This is a genomic window from Haloferula luteola (assembly GCF_014201715.1).
GTDB classification, from domain to species: Bacteria; Verrucomicrobiota; Verrucomicrobiia; order Verrucomicrobiales; family Akkermansiaceae; genus Haloferula; species Haloferula luteola.
In genome coordinates this window covers 85,563-107,313 of the sequence record NZ_JACHFD010000010.1, presented here as the reverse complement: position 1 = coordinate 107,313, position 21,751 = coordinate 85,563, and the positions used below count along the sequence as shown (strand labels likewise).

Annotated in this window: 20 protein-coding genes and 1 tRNA gene; 12 read left to right on the top strand and 9 right to left on the bottom strand. The window is 58.5% G+C overall.

Annotated features, from left to right (window positions below):
• The first annotated feature begins 12 nt into the window (after nt 1-12).
• The 5 genes from HNR46_RS21400 to HNR46_RS11210 all read left to right on the top strand — a co-directional run bounded on the left by HNR46_RS21400 (nt 13) and on the right by HNR46_RS11210 (nt 5,019).
• Nucleotides 13-1,092 (top strand): GNAT family N-acetyltransferase, encoded by a 1,080-nt coding sequence (locus HNR46_RS21400; RefSeq protein WP_184018811.1) that lies wholly within the window; start codon nt 13-15, stop codon nt 1,090-1,092.
• Nucleotides 1,093-1,096: 4 nt separating this feature from the next.
• Complete coding sequence (locus tag HNR46_RS11225) at nt 1,097-1,822, top strand: aminotransferase class IV (protein WP_184018809.1); 726 nt, start codon at nt 1,097-1,099, stop codon at nt 1,820-1,822.
• Nucleotides 1,823-1,917: 95 nt separating this feature from the next.
• The gene (locus tag HNR46_RS11220; protein WP_184018807.1) at nt 1,918-2,970 is read left to right on the top strand and encodes a sugar phosphate isomerase/epimerase family protein; all 1,053 of its coding nucleotides are present in this window, start codon (nt 1,918-1,920) and stop codon (nt 2,968-2,970) included.
• A 10-nt stretch (nt 2,971-2,980) separates the two neighbouring features.
• Nucleotides 2,981-4,147, top strand: a complete 1,167-nt coding sequence (locus tag HNR46_RS11215) for a Gfo/Idh/MocA family protein (RefSeq protein ID WP_221285124.1) — start codon at nt 2,981-2,983, stop codon at nt 4,145-4,147.
• Nucleotides 4,148-4,152: 5 nt separating this feature from the next.
• On the top strand, nt 4,153-5,019 hold the full coding sequence (locus tag HNR46_RS11210) for a ThuA domain-containing protein (RefSeq protein ID WP_184018805.1): 867 nt from the start codon (nt 4,153-4,155) through the stop codon (nt 5,017-5,019).
• Nucleotides 5,020-5,213: 194 nt separating this feature from the next.
• Here the strand turns inward: HNR46_RS11210 and rpsU are convergent, their stop codons facing one another.
• The 5 genes from rpsU to HNR46_RS11185 form a co-directional block, all read right to left on the bottom strand.
• A complete protein-coding gene (gene rpsU / locus HNR46_RS11205; protein WP_246418050.1) occupies nt 5,214-5,471 on the bottom strand; it encodes a 30S ribosomal protein S21 in 258 nt (85 codons plus the stop codon).
• A gap of 127 nt (nt 5,472-5,598) precedes the next feature.
• On the bottom strand, nt 5,599-8,772 hold the full coding sequence (secA, locus tag HNR46_RS11200; RefSeq protein ID WP_184018803.1) for a preprotein translocase subunit SecA: 3,174 nt from the start codon (nt 8,770-8,772) through the stop codon (nt 5,599-5,601).
• 194 nt (nt 8,773-8,966) lie between these two features.
• Nucleotides 8,967-9,755, bottom strand: a complete 789-nt coding sequence (locus tag HNR46_RS11195; protein WP_184018800.1) for an SDR family oxidoreductase — start codon at nt 9,753-9,755, stop codon at nt 8,967-8,969.
• Between the two features lie 62 nt (nt 9,756-9,817).
• Nucleotides 9,818-10,555, bottom strand: a complete 738-nt coding sequence (locus tag HNR46_RS11190) for a hypothetical protein (protein WP_184018798.1) — start codon at nt 10,553-10,555, stop codon at nt 9,818-9,820.
• Nucleotides 10,506-11,339 carry a fructosamine kinase family protein gene (locus tag HNR46_RS11185; protein ID WP_184018796.1) on the bottom strand — a complete coding sequence of 278 codons (834 nt, stop codon included), beginning with the start codon at nt 11,337-11,339 and terminating at the stop codon, nt 10,506-10,508. The genes HNR46_RS11190 and HNR46_RS11185 overlap by 50 nt, the downstream gene beginning before the upstream one ends.
• Nucleotides 11,340-11,397: 58 nt before the next feature.
• Here HNR46_RS11185 and HNR46_RS11180 point away from each other — a divergent pair, with 58 nt between their 5' ends.
• Nucleotides 11,398-11,781 carry a hypothetical protein gene (locus tag HNR46_RS11180; RefSeq protein WP_184018794.1) on the top strand — a complete coding sequence of 128 codons (384 nt, stop codon included), beginning with the start codon at nt 11,398-11,400 and terminating at the stop codon, nt 11,779-11,781.
• A 1-nt stretch (nt 11,782) separates the two neighbouring features.
• On the opposite strand, the gene prfA is transcribed toward HNR46_RS11180, so the two are convergent.
• Nucleotides 11,783-12,853, bottom strand: coding sequence for a peptide chain release factor 1 (prfA, locus tag HNR46_RS11175; protein WP_184018792.1), 1,071 nt, complete (start codon nt 12,851-12,853; stop codon nt 11,783-11,785).
• A gap of 139 nt (nt 12,854-12,992) precedes the next feature.
• Nucleotides 12,993-13,244 carry a 30S ribosomal protein S16 gene (gene rpsP, locus HNR46_RS11170; RefSeq protein WP_184018790.1) on the bottom strand — a complete coding sequence of 84 codons (252 nt, stop codon included), beginning with the start codon at nt 13,242-13,244 and terminating at the stop codon, nt 12,993-12,995.
• A gap of 208 nt (nt 13,245-13,452) precedes the next feature.
• On the opposite strand from rpsP, the gene HNR46_RS11165 reads away from it, so the two are divergent.
• Nucleotides 13,453-13,529: transfer RNA gene (locus HNR46_RS11165), tRNA-Pro, on the top strand.
• Nucleotides 13,530-13,887: 358 nt separating this feature from the next.
• Nucleotides 13,888-14,238, top strand: a complete 351-nt coding sequence (locus tag HNR46_RS20920; RefSeq protein ID WP_246418049.1) for a hypothetical protein — start codon at nt 13,888-13,890, stop codon at nt 14,236-14,238.
• A gap of 454 nt (nt 14,239-14,692) precedes the next feature.
• Here HNR46_RS20920 and HNR46_RS11155 read toward each other — a convergent pair whose 3' ends face one another.
• Both HNR46_RS11155 and HNR46_RS11150 read right to left on the bottom strand, forming a co-directional pair.
• Nucleotides 14,693-15,316, bottom strand: coding sequence for a response regulator (locus tag HNR46_RS11155; RefSeq protein ID WP_184018786.1), 624 nt, complete (start codon nt 15,314-15,316; stop codon nt 14,693-14,695).
• Complete coding sequence (locus HNR46_RS11150) at nt 15,313-17,322, bottom strand: sensor histidine kinase (RefSeq protein ID WP_184018784.1); 2,010 nt, start codon at nt 17,320-17,322, stop codon at nt 15,313-15,315. Before HNR46_RS11150 ends, HNR46_RS11155 begins: the two co-directional genes overlap by 4 nt.
• 124 nt (nt 17,323-17,446) lie before the next feature.
• Between HNR46_RS11150 and HNR46_RS11145 the strand changes: the two genes are divergently transcribed.
• Genes HNR46_RS11145 through HNR46_RS11130 form a run of 4 tightly spaced genes read left to right on the top strand, consistent with a single transcriptional unit; the run spans nt 17,447 to nt 21,585 of the window.
• A complete protein-coding gene (locus HNR46_RS11145) occupies nt 17,447-18,250 on the top strand; it encodes a MotA/TolQ/ExbB proton channel family protein (RefSeq protein WP_184018782.1) in 804 nt (267 codons plus the stop codon).
• On the top strand, nt 18,247-18,723 hold the full coding sequence (locus tag HNR46_RS11140; protein WP_184018780.1) for a biopolymer transporter ExbD: 477 nt from the start codon (nt 18,247-18,249) through the stop codon (nt 18,721-18,723). The genes HNR46_RS11145 and HNR46_RS11140 overlap by 4 nt, the downstream gene beginning before the upstream one ends.
• A 6-nt stretch (nt 18,724-18,729) precedes the next feature.
• Entirely contained in the window at nt 18,730-19,152 is a 423-nt protein-coding gene (locus HNR46_RS11135; RefSeq protein ID WP_184018778.1) for an ExbD/TolR family protein, read from the top strand.
• On the top strand, nt 19,153-21,585 hold the full coding sequence (locus tag HNR46_RS11130) for a LamG-like jellyroll fold domain-containing protein (RefSeq protein WP_221285123.1): 2,433 nt from the start codon (nt 19,153-19,155) through the stop codon (nt 21,583-21,585).
• Nucleotides 21,586-21,751 lie beyond the last annotated feature (166 nt).

Sequence of the window (21,751 nt, the reverse complement as noted above, 5' to 3'; positions counted from 1 at the left end):
TAGGAAGCGCGCGTGGCGGTGCAAAGTGACGTCAGAGCTGTGCTTCAGTATGTGCCGCAATTCCGCGGTCGGATCTTTGTTGTACTGATTGAGGCGGGCTTGTTGCCTGAGCCTGCGGTCGCGGAGACCCTTCTCGATTTGGCGGCGTTGGAAGATGTGGGCGTGAAGCTGGTGTTGGGGGTCCTTGGCGGCGACGTGACGGATCTTTATGATTGGACGCTGGAGTGCGAAATCATGGCGGCGCGATGCCCCAAGAAATTGGGAGAGTCCGGTGCGGTGGAGGAAGCCAGAGCCATTCTTGGGCGCGGACAGACGGTGATTGTCGACGCCTCTTCGCAGGACCCCTTGGACGACAAGGTCGTGGATTTCACGCTTGGAATCGGCGCGGTGAAGTTGATCGCGTTGCTGGAGCAGGCGATTTTGATCGATGGAGTGCCAGTGCCGGCTGTTCGAGCGGCGGATGCGGTGGAACTCGCAGGTCAGGAAAACGTGACCGGTGGTGCCCTATTGCGCGCAGCGGCAAAGGCCTGCGACAAGGGCGTGCCGCGGGTTCACGTGCTCAACGGCCGGCGTCAAGGGGTGCTGGTCGACGAATTGTTTTCCAACGAGGGCGTGGGGACCATGATCCACGCGGACTCTTACCAAGAGATTCGGCCCTTGCGGGAGGAGGACATCCCGGAGCTGCTTGGAATGATTGGCCGCTCAGTGCGGCGGACGAAACTCGTGCCTCGCAATTACGAGGACATTGCCCTCAAACTCGACGACTACCGCGTGATGACGGTCGACGACAACGTGGTGGGCTGTGTGGCGCTGCACGAATACCCTGCTGAGCACCTCGCCGAGGTGGCGTGCTTGTACGTCAAGCTGTCCCACGAAGGCCGAGGCTATGGCGCGGATTTGGTCCTGCATGCCGAAGCATTGGCAGTCCAGCGGGGGGTGCCACAGGTGTATGCCCTGACCAATCGTGCCGCAGAATTCTTTGAGCACCGAATGGGCTATTCTCCGGCCGAGAAAGACGTGCTCCCGGCGACTCGGAGGGCTCAGCTGGAAGCCAGTGGCCGGGATTCGCGCGTATTTGTGAAATCGCTCTAGGGTCATGGAAGAGGGTGCCGCGACTTGGATCCTCGAAGGCGAACCGACGCCGGGAGACCGGGGAGGGACGCATGGTTTGGGGGTGTTTGAAACGATGCTTGCCGTGGATGGGTCCATCGTGAGCGCCCATTGGCATGGTGAGCGGCTTTTAGAGGGATGTCGGGTGCTGGATCTCGCTGTTCCCGACTGGAGCGAGGTGATCGACGCCATCGAAGTGCGATTGGCTGGGCACAGGGGGCGTTGGCGGGTGCGGGTGGCGCGAACGGCGGGGGCAGGCAGCCTGAACAGGCTGCGGGGCCGGGGGGAACGAACCTATGTGACCGTGGCTCCGTGTGCGGATGTGCCGCTCACCTTGAGGGTGGCAACGGCATCTTGGGCTCGCAATGAATCCTCGCCGCTGAGGGGGGTGAAGTGCCTGAGCTACGCAGAAAATTTGCTCGCGCTCGATGAGGCGAGACGAGGAGGGGTCGACGAATTGATTTTTTTCAATACGCGAGGGGAGTTGTGTGAAGGAGCGACGACCAATGTCTACCTGGAGATCCAAGGGCAGCTTCAAACACCCCCGCTCACTTCCGGTTGCCTGCCGGGAACGTTTCGAAGGGGGCTTCTCGAGTCCGGACGGGCAGAGGAGAGGGTATTGACGCGGCGCGAGGTGGGGGCGGCTGAGAGGATTTTCCTGAGCTCGGCGACGCGAGGATTGGTTCGAGTTTCCGAGTGGATCGGGTTCTGAAGCGCTGCGTGATCGAGTGGGTGGCAGAATGAGGCATTTTAGGCTGTCCGGTTTGAAAGGATGGCCCCTAGCTTCACGCATTCTATTCATCCAACATGCCTCGACCCGTTACTCTTTTCACTGGCCAGTGGGCGGACCTGCCCGCGGAAGAATTGTTCCCGAAAGTCAAAGCCATGGGCTTCGATGGCGTCGAACTCGCCTGCTGGGGCGATCATTTTGACGTTCAGGCCGCTCTTCAGGATCCCGACTACATTCCCCAGCGCTGGGAGTTGCTGAAAAAGCACGACCTCGGTTGTTATTCGATCTCCGCGCATTTGGTGGGACAGGCGATTTGCGATCCAATTGATGCCCGCCATGAATCGATCCTGCCCTCCCACGTGTGGGGCGATGGGGAGCCCGAAGGGGTGCGACAGCGCGCTGCACAAGAGATGATCGACAGCGCCAGAGCCTGCCGGAAGTTTCTCGACGCCGGCAAGGAATGGATGGCGGGTCGGACGCCGGGGTCCGGCAAAGCGGTGGTCAATGGCTTTACCGGTTCGTCGATTTGGCACGCGTTGTATGCCTTTCCGCCGACCAGCCAAGCCTATCTCCAGGCGGGCTACGACGATTTTGCGAAGCGCTTTCTCCCCATTCTGGATGCGTTCGAGAAGGAAGACGTCTATTTCGCACTGGAAGTGCACCCGACCGAAATTGCTTTTGACATCGCGAGTGCGGAGCGGGCGGTGGAAGCGGTGAAGGGTCATCCTCGATTTGGATTCAACTACGACCCTAGTCACCTCGGATACCAGGGTGTCGACTACGTGAAGTTCATTCGGCACTTCGCAGATCGCATTCACCACGCCCATATGAAGGATGCTTGGTGGGGGCACGGAAATGGTGATGTCGGTGTGTTTGGAGGCCACACTGATTTCTGTGATGCCCGCCGGTATTGGGATTTCCGCAGCGTGGGTCGAGGAGACGTGCATTTCGAGGAGGTGATCGTTTCGCTCAATGACATCGGCTACACGGGCCCGCTCTCGATTGAGTGGGAAGACGGGCGGATGGATCGATTCCACGGTGCAACGGAGAGCTGTGCATATGTGAAGGATCTTGATTTCCCTGTGAATCAGGCCGCCTTCGATGCCGCCTTTGATCGCAAGAATCAGTGAGTTTTCAAAAATGAGCGCATTCAAAAGAAAGATTCGTTACGGCATGGTGGGAGGGGGCCAAGGGGCCTTTATCGGAGCGGTGCACCGCATGGCCGCGGCCATGGATGGACAGCTGGAGCTGGTGTGTGGGGCGTTTTCGTCGGATCCTCAGCGTTCACTCGATTCAGGTGCTGAATTGTTTCTGAAGCCAGAGCGTTGCTACGCGACCTACCAGGAAATGATGGAGAAGGAGGCCGCTTTGCCGGCCGACGAGCGCATGGAGTTCGTCTCCATCGTGACTCCGAACCACGTTCATTTCCCGGCGGCTAAGGCCGCACTGGAAGCGGGGTTTCATGTCATGTCCGACAAGCCGGCTACGCTGGATTTGGCGGAAGCCAAAGCCTTGGCGCAAATCGTGGAGAAAACGGGCCTCCTCTACGGCCTGACCCACAATTATACCGGCTACCCCATGGTGAAACAGGCCCGCGATATGATTTCCGCAGGAGCGCTGGGCACGATTCGCAAAGTCGTGGTCGAGTATCCTCAGGGATGGCTGGCCACCAAATTGGAGGACACGGGCCAGAAACAAGCGGCTTGGCGCTCAGATCCGAAGAAGTCCGGTGCTGCGGGCGCGTTTGGGGACATCGGGAGCCACGCAGAAAACCTCGCCGAGTTCATTTCCGGTTTGGCGATTGCAGAGCTGGCGGCGGACATCACCACGTATGTGGACGGTCGATTGTTGGATGACGACGGCAACGTGCTGCTGCGCTTCGAAGGCGGAGCCAAAGGAGTGCTCCATTGCTCGCAAATCAGCGTTGGCGAAGAGAACAACCTGAACATTCGCGTGTGGGGTGAGAAAGGCGGCCTGGAATGGCACCAGAATGCCCCCAACACGCTGCTGGTGAAGTGGAGCGACAAGCCAGCAGAAGTCTATCGTCGGGGAGCAGGCTATCTCTCCCCCCATGCCGCGGCCGCCACTCGCACCCCGCCGGGCCATCCGGAGGGCTATCTGGAAGCATTTGCCAATCTCTACAAAAACTTCGCCAACCACATTCGGGCCGTGGTCGACGGGATCGATCCAGATCCTGTTTCGATGGACTATCCTCAAATTGCTGACGGAGTGCGTGGAATGGCCTTCATCGAAGCGGTGGTCGCCTCTTCGAAGGCGAATGCTGCCTGGACGAAACTCGATCTTTGAAACTCATGAAACCTGCGATGATGTTGTCGATCGGAGTCTGTGGGGCGGCTCTTTTGTTGGCCGCCGCGCCTCCAAAAGAGGTTCCTCCAGCAGGTGCTCAGGAAAAGATCGCGAAAGCCCTTCCCGCGGAGGCTTTGGCCAAGCCAGCGAAGCCGCGGAAAGTCCTCGTGTTCTCGAGAACTGCCGGGTTCCGGCACGAATCGATTGCTACCGGAAAGCTGGCTCTCGCTGAACTCGGCAAGAAGACCGGAGCGTTTGAGGCGGTGATCAGCGATGACCTGGCCCTGTTTGAGCCGGGGAAGATTGATGCTTTCGATGCCATTCTGTTTCTCAGTACGACCCAGAATGCGTTCGATGGAGCTTCTGACGAGAAGGCCCTGCAGGACAGCCTCATGGCTTTTGTGAAGGGGGGAAAGGGCTTCATCGGCATCCATGCCGCCACCGATACTTTCTATCAGTGGGCCGAATATGGGGAGATGATGAACGGCTATTTCGATGGCCATCCATGGACTGCCGACAAGAAGGTACACATCGATGTTGAGGCCGGTGCAGAGGGCCATCCTCTGGCCGAGATGTTCGGGGGTGAACCGATGGAATTCCAAGAAGAGATCTACCAGTTCAAGAATCCCTATGATTCGTCGGAAGTCACGATGCTGCTGCGCCTCGATCCTTCAAAGAGCGATCCGGTGGGAGGCATGAATCGGCAGGACAACGACTACGGCGTCGCCTGGGCTCGCCACTGGGGGGAAGGCCGCGTGTTCTATTGCTCACTCGGGCACAATCACGACATGTATTGGAATCCGAAGATTTTGAAGCATTACCTGGCCGGCATCCAGTGGGCACTTGGTGATCTGGAGGCGGAGGTGAAATAACGCAGCGAGTTTTCATCGCTCGGCCGGTCTCCGTGGAATGCGGGGAGCCGGCCGTTTTTTTTGGGGGAGAGATCGAAAAGGGGAAGGCGCCACCTGGAGGATGGGAGGGGGAGTGGTGAGTCTCCTGGCAGGCGACGAAAAAGGCGGGCACCGTGAGGTGACCGCCTGATTCGAAGAAAGGACTGGGAAAAGATTTATGCGCTGGTCTTGGCAGCGGCCTCTTCGGCCTTGGCCTCCTGAGAGGGGCTCACGTACTTCCAACGGACCTTGTGACGCTTAGGAGCGGTGCGTTGCTTGCGAAGCTTGCGCTGGGTCGGGGACTCGAATGCCCGACGGCGGCGCATTTCCTCGAGGATGCCCTCGGTGTCGAGCTTGGTCTTGAGGCGCTTGAGTGCCCGGTCAACGGGTTCGCCTTTTTTAACGATTACGCCACGCAATTGTTGTTCGGTCATGTGTATCAGTCGTCCTTTCGAGTCGGGGCGCGGAGGCTATCCACGCCGGGAATGATGTCAAGTGAGGAGTTGTGAGAGTGGGGCCTTCTGGTGAAAAAACCGTCCAGAAGGCCCAGAAAACTCCCATTTACGCCTCTTTGCCGCAGCATTGTTTATACTTCAGCCCAGAGCCACAGGGGCAATCGGCATTGCGACCGACGGTATCGATATTGAAGCTGGGTCGGCGCTTCGGCAGGTTGAGTTTCAGCTCTCCACTGCCGGCGGAAGCGTCTGCGACGAGGTTTCCTGAATTTCCTGTGGAAGCGGGTCCTGCCACGGGCGGGCTTGGTGCCGTCTGGCGTTCCTGCATGGCAGCGAAGTGCTGGCGCAGGAACTCCTCAATGCGGTGAGCGGAGCGGAAGAGGTTATTGAGAGCCTCTTGGTCGATGTTGCCCATGAGATCGACGAAGAGCTTGTAGGCCTCATTCTTGTATTCGATGAGAGGATCCTTTTGGCCCTGAGCGCGGAAGGAAATACCTTCGCGCAAAGCGTCCATGTTGTAGAGGTGGGCCTGCCATTGTTTGTCGATGGCGGCCATGATCATCCGACGCTCTTCGTTTTCGACAATCTCGGGCGGGAGATTCTTCACACGGGCCGAGTAAAGCTCCTTCACCTTGCCGACGATCATGTCGGAGATCGACTCCGCGGTGGCGTTCTCGATGTCGAGATCCTGAGGTGTGATCCGAATCGGGAGTGTGCCGTTGACCCAATGAAGCAGCTCGTTGTAGTCAGGAGACTCGTCGTCGCGTTCGCTCAGGTAGTCTTCGACTTTGGCAGGGATGGTCTTTTCGATGATTTCGGTCACCAAGTCTCCCGGATTTTCCGTGGTGAGCACCTCATTGCGGTAGCCGTAAACGACTTCGCGCTGTTGGTTCATCACATCGTCGAATTCGAGAATGCGTTTTCGCCAGGTGTAGTTGCGTTGCTCGACTCGTTTCTGCGCGGTTTCGACCGACTTGTTCAACCATGCGTGTTCGAGGGCTTCGCCTTCTTCCATGCCGAATCGCTCCATCATGTTGGTCATGCGATCGGCTGCGGCGAAGTTCCGCATCAGGTCATCTTCGAAGGAGATGTAGAACTGGCTAAGACCGGGGTCGCCCTGACGGGCGCAACGTCCGCGCAACTGGCGATCGACGCGGCGGGATTCGTAGCGCTCAGTGGCGATCACGAAGAGGCCGCCCAGTTCGGCTACGCCGACACCGAGTTTGATGTCGGTGCCGCGGCCGGCCATGTTGGTCGAGATGGTGACGGCGCCATGTTGGCCGGCGGCGGCGACGATATCGGCCTCGCGGGCGTGGTTTTTGGCGTTGAGGACCTCATGGGGGATTTTGACCCGCTTGAGCATCCGCGAAACGGTTTCAGAGGCATCCACGGAAGCGGTGCCGACGAGAACTGGTTGGCCTTTTTGGTGGGCTTCCTCGATCTTCTTGATGACCGCGTTGTATTTTTCGCGGCGCGTCTTGAAGACTTGGTCGTTGAGATCCTTCCGTTGGTTGGGACGGTTGGTGGGGATGGGAAGGACGTCGAGTTTGTAGATGTCCGAAAACTCGGCAGCTTCGGTTTCAGCGGTGCCTGTCATGCCCGCCAGCTTTTCGTAAAGGCGGAAGTAGTTCTGAATGGTGATGGTGGCGTAGGTCTGGGTCTCCTTTTCGATGACCACACCTTCCTTGGCTTCGACCGCTTGGTGAAGTCCATCGGACCATCGACGACCGGGCATTTTCCGGCCGGTATTTTCATCGACGATGACGACTTTGCCTTCTTCGACGACGTATTGGACGTCCTTCTCGAAAACGCAGTAGGCTTTGAGAAGCTGAGAGATGTTGTGCATCTTCTCGGCCTGCTGATCCATGCGAGCTTGCGCCTGCTCTTTGCGCTCCACGCGCTCTTCATCGGTGAGCTCTGGATCCGCGTCGATATCGGCGAGCAAGGTGCCGAGATCAGGCAAAACAAAGGCATCTGGATCGCCGGGAGAAAGAAACTCACGACCCATTTCCATCAGGTCAGCGTCGTTCGCCTTCTCATCGATGGTGAAGTAGAGTTCTTCCTTGATGGCAAAGAGCTCCTTCTTTTGGGCGTCTTGATAGAAGGAGAGTTCGGTCTTTTCGAGCAGGCGCCGCACGTCGGGCTCCTGCATCATCCGCATGAGTTGGCGGTTGCGAGGCTGACCGAGTTTGACTTTGAAAAGGTTGCGTCCGGCGGCGTCCTGGTCGGACTCAAGGAGGTCTTTCGATTCGTTGACCAGCTCATTGCACAGCGCGGTTTGGCGCTTTACCAACTGATCGACGAGCGGCTTGTAGCGGTCGAACTGATGGCTCGAAACGGTGGATGGCCCGGAGATGATGAGGGGAGTCCGAGCTTCGTCGATGAGGATGGAGTCGACCTCGTCGATGATCGCAAAGTAATGGCCCCGTTGCACCTGATCGTCCTTGGAGCCGGCCATGCCATTGTCCCGCAAGTAGTCGAAACCAAACTCGGCGTTGGTGCCGTAAGTGATGTCACAAGCGTACATCTCGCGGCGCTCCCAAGGAGCCATTTGGTTTTGGATGCATCCTACGGTGAGACCGAGGAATTTGAACAGGGAGCCCATCCAATCGGAGTCCCGGCGGGCGAGGTAGTCATTGACGGTGATGACGTGAACGCCGAGGCCGGTGAGGGCGTTGAGGAAGACGGGCAGGGTGGCGACGAGTGTCTTGCCTTCACCAGTCTGCATTTCAGCAATCATGCCGCGGTGGAGGGCGATGCCACCGACGAGCTGAACGTCGAAGTGCACCATCTCCCACGTCAGCGGAGTGTCGCAGACGGAGATCGTCATGCCGCTCATGCGCCGGGCGGCGTTTTTGACCACTGCGTAGGCTTCGGGAAGGATCTGATTGAGGAAACGGGCGCGAGATTTGACGAACTGAGGTTCGATTTCTCGGAACGCCGCCTTGGCCGCTTCAATGGATTCGACAGAAGCTTCAACCGTTCCCGGTAGGGTGGGAAATTCTTCGCGGAGCGATGCCAAGCGTGCTTCCATCGCGGCGGCAGCAGTTTCCAGAAGTTCGCGGTCACCCCGTTCGAGCTGGGGTTTGGCGGGCGCTTTCAGCTCATGATACCGAGAAAGATGAGTGCGCCATTTGTCGGTCAGCTCCCGGAGTTTTTCCTCCGGCTCCTTCTGGAGCGCTTCCTCGATTTCCTTGCTGCGTTCGACCGTGGGGCGGATGCGCTTGATCTCGCGTTGGTTTTTCGAGCCAACGATTTTCTGAAGGAGCCACTTGATCATGAGAAAGCCGGGTTGGTTGCCGTGGTGGAGGCGGCCGGGGCGGCGTCTTTACACCCGCGGTCGGCGGGGTGCAAGCCGCACGGGGAAATCAATTTCCCACGATTCGACATCGGTGCAAGCGAGCAGCCCGCCTTGCGAGGGGGGAATCCTCCTCAACGAGACGGGGTCCGCCATGCGGCCGCCAGGGGGTGGGGTCAGATCTTCATGGCATTGAAGCCACCGTCGACGACGATCTCTGAGCCGGTGATGAAGGCACCGGCGCGATCCGAAGCTAACAGCAGCGTGGCACCGATGAGATCGTCCGGTGAACCAAAGCGGCTCATGGGCGTTTGGCGAAGGATATCGAGGACGCGGCCTTCATCCAGCACCTTGCGATTTTGCTCAGCAGGGAAGAAGCCCGGAACGATCGTATTGACCCGAATGGAGTGCTCAGCCCACTCGCGGGCGAGGTTTTTCGAAAGATTGTGGACCGCGGCCTTGGTCGCGGAATAGGTGAAAACTCGGCTGAGTGGCACGATGCCGGACATGGAGCCGAGGTTGATGATCGATGCGGGGATGCCTTGATCGATGAAATACTTCCCGAATGCCTGACAGGCCCGGAACACCGCGGTGAGGTTGGTGTCCACAATCCGGTGGAATTCCTCATCGGTGATTTCAAGGAAAGGGGTGGGGGAGTTGATCCCCGCGCCGTTGATAAGGATGTCGACTTGGCCGGAGCGTTCGACCACTTTTTGAATCAACTCCTGCATCGAGGCCGTGGAGGTGACATCGACCGGCATGAAATAACCTTTGCCACCGGCCTCCTCGATATGGGCGAGCTTTTTCTCGGCCTTTTCACGGATGCGGCCGACCAGCACGACTTCACAGCCGGCCTTGGCGAGGCCCTCGGCCATCACGCCGCAAAGTTCCCCAGTGCCGCCAATGACGACGGCGACCTTTCCCTGGAGCCCAAACATGTCCTTCAGAAACGCAGCGGTTTGCATGGCGTGGAGCATGGCCGAGGGTGCCAAGGAGGCAAGGGGGGAATCTTGGCATCCCTCCAGGGTCAATGCTTGGAAGTCGCGGTGTCTTTCATCCCCAAGTAGCGCCAAGGAGCATAGCCTTCGCGGCGGAGCTTCGACACGGGAATTGAGGCCGCGTTGACTCGCCAGACGGGAAACGGGCCGGCTTCGTAAGCCAAAATATGAGAGCCCTCCCGATCCCAGCCTGCAAAGAGGACGACGTGTCGATCATTAAGGAGGATATCTCCGGGTCGCAGGTGTTCCCAGGCCTTCAGCTGTTGGCAGATATGGGGAAGTTCGCGGGTGGAGACGGAACGGTCCAATCGCCAGCAACGGGACACGAATCCGGAGCAGTCGATGCCGCAGGCCTGCCTGCTGGTACCGGCGTCGCCGAGATTTCGCTTCGCGGGTGTGGAAATGTCTCCGGCGGCCTCGCCTCGTTGGAGGGAGGAGAGAAACTGGCGCGGCGTGTCGAAGCCTCCCCATTGGTAGGGCATGCCCGTTGCCGAAACCCCCGGTTTCCACCATCCGTGGTCCATCCCGTAGTCGGCGAGACCCAGGTCAGGTGTGTGGACCGTGATTCCGGCCACATCGGGGCCGTGGAGCTGGTGGCGTTCCTCAGGCAGCCAGGAAAGATGCCGGTAGATCGATGCCGTGCGCAGCGCCTCCGTGCGGGTGACCGTGGCGGCGGGACCCGGGATGGCCAGCGGGTCGGGTGCGCAGGATGCCAGGCTAAGACCCGCGGCGCAGGTGATCGCGCGCCTGATGAAGGTAGTTGCCACCGAAAAGGAGAGCGTGATTGAGAAGGTGGTAGAGATGGTAGGTATCATGGATGAGGGAAACCTCTGCCGGAGCCGGATGATGATGGCGATAAGCTTGATAGAATGAAGGGCCAAATCCCCCAAAGAGCCGGGTCATGGCGATGTCGCACTCAGGATCCCCATGGTAAACGGCGGGATCGAAAACGACGGGGGATCCATCCGCCATGAACGCCTTATTGCCACTCCAGAGGTCGCCATGGAGACGCGAGGCAGGGGGGCGGGGCGGCAATCGATCCGGCAATCGGTCGAGATACGGATCCGCTTCCGGGAGTCCGTGGCCTCGAGCCCTTAGTTGCTCGATCAGAGGAAGCAGCCGTTGATCCCGAAAAAAGTCGGCCCAAATCTCGGTGTTCAGGTTTCGCTGAGGAGTGGACCCAATAAAATTGTCGGGATGGTCTCCATAGCAACGACCGGTCGTTTGATGCAATGCGGCTAGGCGCTCTCCCAAGGCTCTTTCGTCCCCATGGAGGTGGAGGTCCAATGCTTCCAATGCCAGCCAAGCCAGATCGTCGGCGATTCCGCAACCGAGGACCGCCGGCACCCGGAGAGTTGAAGTTTCAGCGATGGATTGCAAACCAGTGACTTCGGCTGCCAATGCGGAGTGGTGGGGGAGCGGGCTGATCTTGAGGAACCAAGGTCCCCAAAGATAAGTCACGTGGCTGTGGCCGCCGGCGACCGATCGCCATGCGCCCGAAGGCAAAGTCCCGAGAGATGAGCTCAGGGCAGATCGAAGCGCGGGCGACATGACAAAACTCAACTGAATTCGACTGAATAAAACGGCCCGCTGCGGCTTTTTAGGAAGGATGAAATCGTCGATTTCGATAATGTCGGCCGCATTGTTGGCGGGAAGTCACTGGGCATGGGCTGCTGAACCGACTCAGGAATTGAGCGAACCGGAGGCGATTCGTTTGATCGCGCTCAATGACGAAGTGCGAGCAGACCCCATCCATGTGGTCTCGATCGTCGAAGGGGTGAGGCAGTGTGACCAATTTCAGGAAAACCACGTCCGGCGAGTGACGGTGATCCGACCTGTCAACGAGAGCGGAGGAGTGGTTCGAAGAGCGGGATGGTATGACTTCAGCTGGACGGCGGAATATGGCTGGTTTTTGCAGGAGGCGGTGCCCAGCCGGGGCGGCGATCAAATGCGCGTGGTCAGCCAACTAAAGGGAGAAATCTTTATCAAGTGACTCACTGCAAACCGGCGAGTCGCTCCGCCATTTCCGCACGTTGCAGGCCACCGGTCAGTTCCTCTAGCGCACCGTTCATGATCGCGTCGAGATTGTGGGAGGTGTAGCCGATCCGGTGGTCGGTGACCCGACTTTGTGGGAAATTGTAGGTCCGAATCTTCTCCGAACGGTCCCCGGATCCAATCAGGGTGCGGCGATGGGCCGAATACTTTTCCTGCTCTTCGCGGACCTTCATCTCATAAAGCCGAGAGCGTAAGATTTGCAGGGCACGTTCCTTGTTCTGGCCCTGAGAGCGCCCGTCTTCACAGCGCACCATGATCCCGGTGGGGAGGTGAAATACCTGCACCGCGGATTCGGTCCGATTGACGTGCTGGCCACCGGCGCCGCCGGCCCGGCAGACTTCGATACGCAGTTCGTCCGGTTTGAGTTGGACGTCGACCTCTTCGGCTTCCGGGAGTACGGCGACCGTCACCGTCGAGGTATGGATGCGCCCTTGGGTCTCGGTCGCAGGTACTCGCTGAACCCGATGGACGCCACTTTCGTATTTCAGAAAGCGAAATACTTCATCTCCGGTGACCCTCAGCACCACCTCCTTGAAGCCGCCCACTTCGGACGGGGACGATCCCAGATGCTCGGATTTCCACCCTCGGTTTTCCGCGTGGCGCTGGTAGAGCCTCATCAATTCAGCGGCGAACAGAGAAGCTTCATCGCCGCCAGCCCCAGCGCGGATTTCAATGATCGCGTCGCGATCTTCGTTCGGATCTGCCGGCAAGAGGGCGTACTGGAGTTTCTCTTCCAGGTCCGGCAATTCGGATTCCAACCGTTGGAGTTCGAGGGATGCCAGCTCGGCCAGTTCAGGATCTTCGCCGCGGGCAAGCTCCTCGTTTTCGGAGCGCTCGGTGCGACCCTTTTCGAGTTCTTCCCAGATCTCAAGCGTCTCTTTGAGGCGACGATGCTCTCGCATGATCTCGCCAGCCCGACGGGAATCCGAAAACAATTCGGGATCTCCCATGATTTCGTTGATTTCCGCGAATCGACGGCGGCGTTGAGCGATCAGGGTGGCGAACTCCATGGACGGCGAAAGGTGGCAGGCATGCGCGGACAGAGCCAAGAGGAATTCTGTAGGCTCCCGTGAGCCCATGCCCACAAAAACAACGACCGCGTGCCCGGTGAGGCGCGCGGTCGTGAAAAATCCCGATTTTCCGAAGCGCTTAGGCTTGGGCGGCCGTGCGGGCCTTACGGATGATGCTGGAAACCGTCTCGGACGGCTTGGCGCCATTGCTGATCCACTTGTCGGCCTTTTCCAGGTCGATCGTGTAGTTAGCACCTTCCTTCATCGGGTCATAGGTGCCCACTTGCTCAATGAAGCGGCCATCGCGACGCTTGCGGCTGTCGACGGCGACGATCTTGTAGTAAGGACGGTCCTTGGTTCCTTGGCGGTTGAGGCGGAGAGCGACGGCCATGATGATGAATGTGTAGTAAGAAAATCGGGTCCGCAGACTGCGGGCGGGCGCGGAACTTGTACGGTAGGCGCCTTCTTGCCAAGCAGAATCTTGGCGAATTCTGGGGCTGAAATCACTTCAATTCTGAAGCCCTTTGCAAAGAAGTGTGCTTTTCGTCGACTTTCCCGCTTGCCAAGGGACGGGGAACTGTCGAATTTCCCGCCCGTTCCGGGGCGTAACTCAGCCTGGTAGAGTGCCTGCTTTGGGAGCAGGATGTCGTCAGTTCGAATCTGGCCGCCCCGACCACCCATTTTCAACGGCTTGCAGTGTTTTCGCTGCAAGCCGTTCTTGTTTCCCGTGAGGAAGGATCGTTCGTTTCGCGCGTGTTCACGGTTTGGGGGTGATGGGGCGTGGCGCCTTGGACCTCCTGCGACAAGAGAGGAAGATCGCGATTGAGGGTGAGAGGAATCTCCCCATCTTCTTGGCAACGATCGCTCAAGGGGAGGGGATGGCTCAAAATTCGTGGGTCGAAATGGATATCGGTGCTCTTCACAAGGGCGATTGGGCTTTAGGATGCAGGTCCGTCTCATGGAAGCCTGGGGGGACTCGACCGGGTACCCAGCGAGCAGTCATTCCTGATGACGAGTCTAAGAAATCCATCGTCATGAACTTTTCCGCCGAATACCGAATTCAGGGGATTCTTGGTAGCCTCCATGCGCCCTTGATTGTGGGTGGGTGCCTCTCGACTGGCGCGATTTTGAAAGTGAGGGGGTATCCTGATGAGTTTACGGAACTTCCCCTGCGGCTGGCATTTGTGCGAAACTGGGGATTCTTGCTCATTCTGATTCCTCTGGGCTGGGTCGTTCTGACGATCTGGCTCGAGCGGCACCAAGCGATCTGGTTTTCGAAGAGATGGACAGTCGCAACGGGGATCGCGGTAGGAGGAATGATGGGCTGGTACCTTTTGGGTACCTTGGTTCTGGCGGGCTCGTCGATCATCCAGAAACTGGGGTGAACCGAAATGAGTGAAGAGGACCCCGCAGTCGGAGCCAGAGAAGTCCGTATATTGGGGTAGGGTTCTGGCGGCGTCAGCCAACCCGCAAAACCGAGAAACGAAAGAGAGGAACGCAAAGCGCCGAGTTCAAGGTGCGGGTGAGCCTTGAGGTCCTCAAGCTGGTCAAGACCGTCAGCCAGATCGCACCGGATGAAGCGATTCATCCGGTGAAGGTCAATGCGCCACGCGCCGCCGGTCCGAAAGATGTAGAAGATGCCGTTGAGGATGCTGCGCCGCGAGTGCTCCCGCGGACGACCCCGCAATCCCATCGGGCAACCAGGAAAAAGCGGGCGGAAGATTTCCCACTCAGAATCGGTCAAGCTGCTCGGATACTCGCGCATCCCGAGTTTCTTCGATACCTAACAAAACTAGTACAGCTTGAAATCCGCGCGGTGACGATTCTTCAGACAGCCTCTTAGGGACGGACCCAGCCGCGTTGGATGGCGAGTTTGACGATGCTTGTGCGATCGGGAGCGTCCGTTTTTGCGAGGAGGTTTGAGACGTGGAGTTTGACGGTGTTTTCCGAGATTCCTAGGGCAGCTGCGATGAGTTTGTTCGGTTGGCCATCGACGATGAGATGAAGAATTTCGCGTTCTCTGGGGCTGAGCGGAGTGCGGGAGCGGTGTTCGCGGAATTTTGCTGCAATGGTGGGGGGAAAGGAAGTTCCCCCTTCTGCGACAGCGCGAATCCCTGCGAGGAGTTGACTGCGGGGGGATGATTTGGGGAGGTATCCCGCAGCGCCCGCTTCAAGCGCACGAGCGATGTCGGTTTCTGTTTCGTCGACGGAGAAGACGATCACTTGGGTGGAGGGATCACGATTTTTGAGATGTTCCAGGAGGTCGAGGCCGTCACGATCTGGGAGTCGAAGGTCGAGGAGGATGAGATCGGGCCGCAGAGTGCTGTGAGCCAAGAGGGCTTCGGCGGCGTTGGCGGCTTCGCCACAGATGGTGAGGTCGGGCTCGCTCTCCAGGCTGCTTTTGAGTCCCGCGCGAACGAAAAAATGGTCGTCCACGATGAGAATGCGAAGGGGGGGCTTCATAGGGGCAGGTGCAGGGTGACGGTGGTGCCTAGGCCTGGCGCGGAATCGACCGCGAGTTCGGCATGCATGCGATCTGAACGTTCTTTGAGATGGAGGAGCCCGAAATGGGGGCGCTGCGACGCGTAGGGAGCAGCAGGGTCAAAACCCTGTCCATCGTCGTGGATGCTGAGGCGAATGCGATCCGGGAGGTAGTGGAGATGAAGTTGAATGGATTGCGCTTGGGCATGTTTGAGGGCGTTGGCGGTGGCCTCTTGGGCGCAGCGAAGGAGGTTGAACTCCGTGGCGGAAGGGAGGGGGCGCGTTACGCCTGTAATCTCCACGGTGACGGTAGGGGGGGCGGATGGATGGATTTCCTCGACGAATTGGACGAGGGCGGCGGCCAGCCCCTCTCGTTGGAAGGTTTGTGTCCTGAGTTCAAATACCGAGCGCCGAGCTTCCTCGCGACAGTGGTCGAGCATGCGAACGGCTCCCGCGGCGAGTTCGCGAACGGATGCGGGGGAGTCGGCAGTGCGATCTTTTAGGGCACCGAGTTGCAAGTGGAGTCCGGCGAGGTACTGCTCAAGGCTATCGTGAAGTTCGCGACCCATGCGTTGTCGTTCTTCGACGAGGGTGCGGTGGACGAGTTGCGCCTGGATCAGGCGGGTTTGGCGGGCGACCTGGATTTTGAGGGAAGTGAGCCCAAGGATGATCGCCGTGACGACGAAAGCTGCGCCGATCAGCAAGGCGATCTGACGCGACGGGGTGAGCCATGGTGGTCCGGAAAGAATGGTGAGATCACGGGAATTCCGTAGTCGAAGTTGTCCTTGATCGGCGACTCCTGTGACAAGGATCCGCGCTCCCGACTCAGGGGGGGCGGAGAGTGGGGGGGCGGTCGCGGCGATGGTGTGGCCATTGCGATCTTCGATATGAAAATCGGAGCCTGTGGAGAGGTTGCGGAGATCGCGAAGGGTGCCTTCGAGGGTGACAAGCGCGCCTTGGAGAGTGGCATCATTCAATTCGCTCGGTTGGGTCACACGGGGGGCAGGAGGGGGGCCTTGAGCGAGGACTTTGATGATGCCATCGGTGAGGGTATTTCCCGACACGTAGCCCACCGCAGTGACGATATCGCCGAGGTGGAAGGACTGCTGTTGGGTGGTCTCGATCCAGGTGCCGAGGTGGCCATCGGTGAGGAAAAATCCTTGATTGGGCACGACGAGGGAGATGCTGCCATCCACTCGGATTCGATGGGCGCGGATCTCGGGTGGCAGGTAACGTCGAAGATCGGAGAGTGCGGTGGGAGCCTGGTCGAAGGCTGCAGTGGTGGAGGCGGAGTCGCTTTGGATCCAGGAGGCATCCCCAATGAGGAGATGGGCATCTTGGAGGCGTCCTAGGGCATCGCCGCCGCCGGCGACGATGCCTCGGAGCTCGATTTCCTGGTTCACCTCCATGACGGGGTTTCCGATGTCGAGGTTGTTTCCGAGAGCTTGGATGCTGCGTCCGTCGGGTCCGCTCAGTAGGAGAGAAATTCGACGCGGTCCTAATCCGGGTGCGGCATCGATTTCGCGCACGGTGCCATGGATGCTGACCCATTGGTCGTGCCAACGCCCGGTTTTGAGTTGATCGAAGGGAACGGGGAGAGGCTCGGGCAATTTTCCTGCGCCGAGGGGGATGAGCTCGACGGGGGCGGGAGCGTCCTCGCTGGAGGGGCCAGCGATACTTGGGGAAAATTCTCCTGCCCAAGTGATACCCCGGAGGCGGACATGATCGCCGATGGCGGCCGTGACGGAACCCGGTGTTCCGGCTATCCCGGGGCGGAAGAACACGGAGCCCGTCTCATCGTGGATGAAAGCGTGACCGGTAGTGGCGTCGAAGTAGATGACGACTCCCTCGATCTCGACGGGGATTCGAGCTCGGGCTTTTTCCGGGGTGAGGGCGCGGACTTGACCCACCTGGGTCAAGACGTCTGGAGCTCCGAACCCGAGCCGAGGAAGGAGGAAGAGAATCAGAACTAGGTGGCGAAAACCCATTGGGGAGAGCGTTCCTCGCTTTAGCAAGAGCAGGACCCGGCTCCAATAGTAGGATTAGGTAGGGGTGAGGATCTTGTGAGGCACGGAGCATTACGGTGGGATGGGACAAGTTTCTTCCGTCACTATGTTTCCTAGAATCCGCCTGATTTCCCTGGCCGCCATCTCCGGCTTTTTGTGGTTCATTGCCGCTTGGGCTCCGCGTCTCGCCCACGGCGAAGAGGGGGTCGAATCAGCGCCAGCGGCTCAAGTCGAGGCTTCGGAGGTCGATCCGCTGTTGATTGAGAACCCGATGGAGTCGCAGCTTGTCCAAGTGGATTGGCTTGAGGAGATGTTCGAGGGGGGATTGACGATGGTGGCTTTGGCGATCCTTTCGATTGGGATGTTGGCGGTGCTGTTGGAGCGCCTCATCACGCTGCGGCGGGGGAAATTCATGCCCCCGGCGTTGTTGAAGGAGGTGCGACCGATGTTCCATGAGAGGCGGTATGATGACATTCTGGCGGCCTGCAAAAGGCAGCCATCGACGGCGTCGGAGATCATTTGCCATCTGGTGGAGTTCCGTGGCACGAATTTTGATGTTTTGCAGTCAGGGGCGACGGATATCGGAGCGAGAGCCGTGCTGGATCAGGAGGAGAAGTGCAATCCACTGAGTGTGATTGCGGGGATTGCTCCCTTGTTGGGTTTGCTGGGGACGATGATTGGGATGATTGAGGCATTCAAGTTGGTGGAGGTATTCGGCGACGAAGGAGGTGCGTCGCTGTTGGCGGGTTCGATTTCGAAGGCCCTGATCACGACGGCGGTCGGTCTGATTCTGGCGATTCCAGCGCTTCTTGGATACCATTGGTCGCGACGTCGCGTGCATCACATCGCGAGTTCGATCGAGGTCGAATCGGAGGCTCTACTCAAAGATTGGTTCCTGAATCGGAAATGAATCTTCGCGCTCATCGCAAGCGACCTGCGGAGACCGGTGTCTTGCTCTCTCCTCTGATCGACTGTGTTTTCCTGCTGTTGGTCTTTTTCTTGGTCACGAGCATGATCAAGCGATTTGAGCGGCAGATTCCGGTGACTTTGTCGGATGACACATCGGCCATCACTCCTGAACCGAATGATGATTCGTTTCCGATTGGGGTGGATGATGGTGGCACTTTGTATGCGCCTGTGGGCCAGAATTGGTCGGGTGTTCGGACGTTCAAGCCGCTTGAGGCTCCAGGGGAGTGGCTGAAGAATTTGCTGGCCGAGCGTGGCAGCGAGAAGCCGGTTACTGTGGTGGTGGAACGAGGCACTCCATTTCAAAAGGTTATTGATGCTCAAGATCGCCTTGAGCAAACGGGCTTTGGTTCGATCCGTTTCCGTATTCGCGATTTTCCGTTTCAACAGACGGGAGATTCCACCCGAAACGACTGACTTTTCATGCGCCTCCGATCCCGCCGCCAACCCGAACCTGATGTCACCATCGGGCCCTTGATCGACTGTGTCTTTTTATTGCTGACCTTCTTCTTGGTAGCGACGATGTACAAGAAGAAGGATCGGGACATTGATATCGTGCCACCGGAGTCATCATCCGCGGTGAAGTTGCCGCCGGACGATGACCAATGTGTGATTGGAATCAATGAGAGCGGCGAGGTTTTCTGGCAGGGCGAAGCCGTGTCACGCACTCACTTGCATGCTGAGTTGGCGAGCATCGCGAGTGCCCATCCCGAGCAACGGATTCGGCTTGATGCGCATTTTGAAACTCCCTTTGAAAAGGTGGTGGAGATGCTCGATGCTTGCAAATTTCGAGGTCTTTCGAATGTAGGCATTCGCACCTACGATGATCGCTATAACGCCCGTTGAATGATGAAGAAGGTGTTCATTCTCTCGATTGTGCTGCACGCGATTTTGCTGGGCTTGCTGGCTCCGTGGATGAAGACGCGGATGCGGTTTGATACGGTCAAGGAGGCCGAGCGGACGGAGGAGGTTCGGCAACGGGAGTTGGCGCGGCAGGAGCACGATCGGTTGAAACGGGAACGTCAAAAGCTGGATGAGAAGACCGCGTTGAAGTTGAAGAAAGAGGTGGAGGTGACGAAGAAGGAGAAGCTTCGTCGGGAGGTTGAGGAGCTCCGGCGATTGCGGGATGAGATTCTTGAGCGGCAGCATCGTGAACTTTCGGAACTGAAGAAGCGCCAGCAGAGGGACATCCTTGCGCATGCTCAAATCGACTTCAAGCGGGAGGCCGAGGTCCTCAAGTTGCATGTGGGGCGTGCCGTTGAAAACATGGGTCGGCGCAACTTTGTGGTTGGGGGATACCAAAATGGTTATGAACGCAGTGCCAAAGGTCAGTTGGACGAGGTGATGCTGTTTGGCGCTGCGTTGGCTCCTCCGTTCGAGGCGGTGCCCCTGCATGGTTTCTCGTTCGACGGGGATTTGAAGGATGGGGTGACGGGGCGCGAAGGGTTTCTGGATCGCGATGCCCAATTGGTGGAGAGTCCCGAAAGAGGGGGACAGGTTTTGTTAGGGAACGGGGTGAATTCTCGCGCGGAGTTTTGGCCAATCGATTTGGGGGATGCGTTCTCGGTGGTGGCGATGGTTTGTTTGGAGGCCAAGGTTGAGCGGCCGCAGGTGTTGTTTGCCAACAGCCATTCGGGTGAGAATCAAAGTGGGTTTCGGGTGTTTGTGGAAGCGGCGGAGAGAGAGGCGAAGGGTGGACAAATTGTGATTTCTACCAGCGACGAGGAGTCGATGGGTCAGGAGACTCGATCGTTGCCGGATGCCTTGGGATTCGGAGTCTGGCACGAGGTGGCGGTGGTGATCGACAAAATGGCCAGCGTGGCGCGGATTTACGTGGATGGCCGGGACGTGACGCAGTCGGACGGGCACCTGGCTGCGGGTTTCTTCAGTGGGGGAACGACGATGGACGGTTCGGCGAGAAAGATGGCGGAGGATCTTGCGGAGCATGTTGCGAGAGAGGTTCCCTCTCCTGAGAATGCCGAGGGCTTCCGGGAGGAGTTGAAGGCGCTCCAAGCAAGATTGGACGAACGCTTGGAGGAGATTCCCGATTTGCACGATGTGAGGGGCGAGCTGTATGAATCGAAGCGGGCGGCTGAGGCGATGGATAAGAGTCTCGCGGGACTGGAGTCCTTGACGGACTTGGCGGAGATGAATGATACGGAAAGCTCAGTAGCGGACAAGATGCACCCAGCGAGGACGTCGGAGAACGCGACTCCTGCGGAGCTTTACGAGGAGGCGAGCGGTATCGAGCAGCAGTTGAGCGAGGCTTATGCTGACGTGAGTGCGGTGTCTCAAGCGGTGACGGAGAACCAGAGTTATGCCGAATCTCGTGGTGGTGCGCAGGTTTATGTACCGGAGCGTCCCGACCTGAGCGTTGAATTGGAGAGGTATGAACCGTTGCCTGAAACCGTGGGGGAACTCGGCGCGTATCGAGACCATCTCCATCAGGCAGTTCAGGAGGTAGAGGATATGGCCTCGCGGGCGCGCGGTCTGTTGGAGACGTCTGGGCAACGATCCTTGACGCAGTCGCGCGAGTTCGATGGCAATGCTTTTGCTAGGAGTGCTGCGCGAGTGGAGGCGGCACGTTCTCAAAATGACTATGGGGTGGTGGTCGACATGACTGGAGGTGGGGGCGTGGGGGGAACTTCGTCGGGGATGCGCGGCGATTTCAGCGGGGAGGGTGCAAACATGGCAGCTTCCCAGGGGAAGCGAGAGACGATCCGTCTCGATCAGGGTGCGATCATGGCCAAGGCTTTGCCCGGCCGACGTTTTACGGAGAAGAGTTTACGAAGTGGGTGGTTGTATCTGGATACGTGGTATTTGGTCGGGCCGTGGGAGAATCATGGAGATGTGGACTTCGAGGAGAAGCATCCTCCAGAGGAAGAGATCGATTTCGACGCCGTTTACCGTGATGGAAAATTTTCGGATCAGCCGGATCATCCGCAGAGAGAGTTGCGTTGGGAGTTCTATCAGAGTGATTCGGTACGGTGCCAGCCTCCTCATGTGTTTGGGGCGAGTACGTATTACGCATACACCGAGGTTTGGTTCGAGAATGATCGCGATATGTTGATTGCGGTGGCGAGTGACGATGCGGCGAGTGTCTGGCTGAATGATCAATTGATCTGGCAGGACCGTGGTCAATCGGCTTGGAACCTCGGAGAAGGTTATCGCCGCGTGCATTTCCACAAAGGCTACAACAAGATGTTGATTCGGATCGAAAATGGTCCGACGCATTGCATTTGGAGTGTTCTGCTGTGCCCTCCGGAGGCGATGCAGTAGGTCGTCTGGTCTCGTTCGCCGATGTCTGAAGATGGCATCGAGATCTGAGATTTTGCTGGGGAGGGGTCCGGATAGCTTGGGGTGGAATCCCGCTTGTTTCTTTGGTGGGCTTCTTCTAGCAATGAGGGGTGCGGAGATTCTGGGAATCCTGCATGGCCCATGACTG

Coding starts and splice junctions, on each gene's coding strand:
- rpsU (WP_246418050.1), bottom strand. CDS start 5,471: ATGACCGAACAACAATTGCGTGGCGTAATCGTTAAAAAAGGCGAACCC.
- rpsP (WP_184018790.1), bottom strand. CDS start 13,244: ATGGCCGTCGCTCTCCGCCTCAACCGCCAAGGAACCAAGGACCGTCCT.
- HNR46_RS11130 (WP_221285123.1), top strand. CDS start 19,153: ATGATGAAGAAGGTGTTCATTCTCTCGATTGTGCTGCACGCGATTTTG.
- HNR46_RS11150 (WP_184018784.1), bottom strand. CDS start 17,322: ATGGGTTTTCGCCACCTAGTTCTGATTCTCTTCCTCCTTCCTCGGCTC.
- HNR46_RS11195 (WP_184018800.1), bottom strand. CDS start 9,755: ATGCAAACCGCTGCGTTTCTGAAGGACATGTTTGGGCTCCAGGGAAAG.
- HNR46_RS11225 (WP_184018809.1), top strand. CDS start 1,097: ATGGAAGAGGGTGCCGCGACTTGGATCCTCGAAGGCGAACCGACGCCG.
- HNR46_RS11135 (WP_184018778.1), top strand. CDS start 18,730: ATGCGCCTCCGATCCCGCCGCCAACCCGAACCTGATGTCACCATCGGG.
- HNR46_RS11210 (WP_184018805.1), top strand. CDS start 4,153: ATGAAACCTGCGATGATGTTGTCGATCGGAGTCTGTGGGGCGGCTCTT.
- secA (WP_184018803.1), bottom strand. CDS start 8,772: ATGATCAAGTGGCTCCTTCAGAAAATCGTTGGCTCGAAAAACCAACGC.
- HNR46_RS11220 (WP_184018807.1), top strand. CDS start 1,918: ATGCCTCGACCCGTTACTCTTTTCACTGGCCAGTGGGCGGACCTGCCC.
- HNR46_RS11140 (WP_184018780.1), top strand. CDS start 18,247: ATGAATCTTCGCGCTCATCGCAAGCGACCTGCGGAGACCGGTGTCTTG.
- prfA (WP_184018792.1), bottom strand. CDS start 12,853: ATGGAGTTCGCCACCCTGATCGCTCAACGCCGCCGTCGATTCGCGGAA.
- HNR46_RS11155 (WP_184018786.1), bottom strand. CDS start 15,316: ATGAAGCCCCCCCTTCGCATTCTCATCGTGGACGACCATTTTTTCGTT.
- HNR46_RS20920 (WP_246418049.1), top strand. CDS start 13,888: ATGAACTTTTCCGCCGAATACCGAATTCAGGGGATTCTTGGTAGCCTC.
- HNR46_RS11145 (WP_184018782.1), top strand. CDS start 17,447: ATGTTTCCTAGAATCCGCCTGATTTCCCTGGCCGCCATCTCCGGCTTT.
- HNR46_RS11215 (WP_221285124.1), top strand. CDS start 2,981: ATGAGCGCATTCAAAAGAAAGATTCGTTACGGCATGGTGGGAGGGGGC.
- HNR46_RS11185 (WP_184018796.1), bottom strand. CDS start 11,339: ATGTCGCCCGCGCTTCGATCTGCCCTGAGCTCATCTCTCGGGACTTTG.
- HNR46_RS11180 (WP_184018794.1), top strand. CDS start 11,398: ATGAAATCGTCGATTTCGATAATGTCGGCCGCATTGTTGGCGGGAAGT.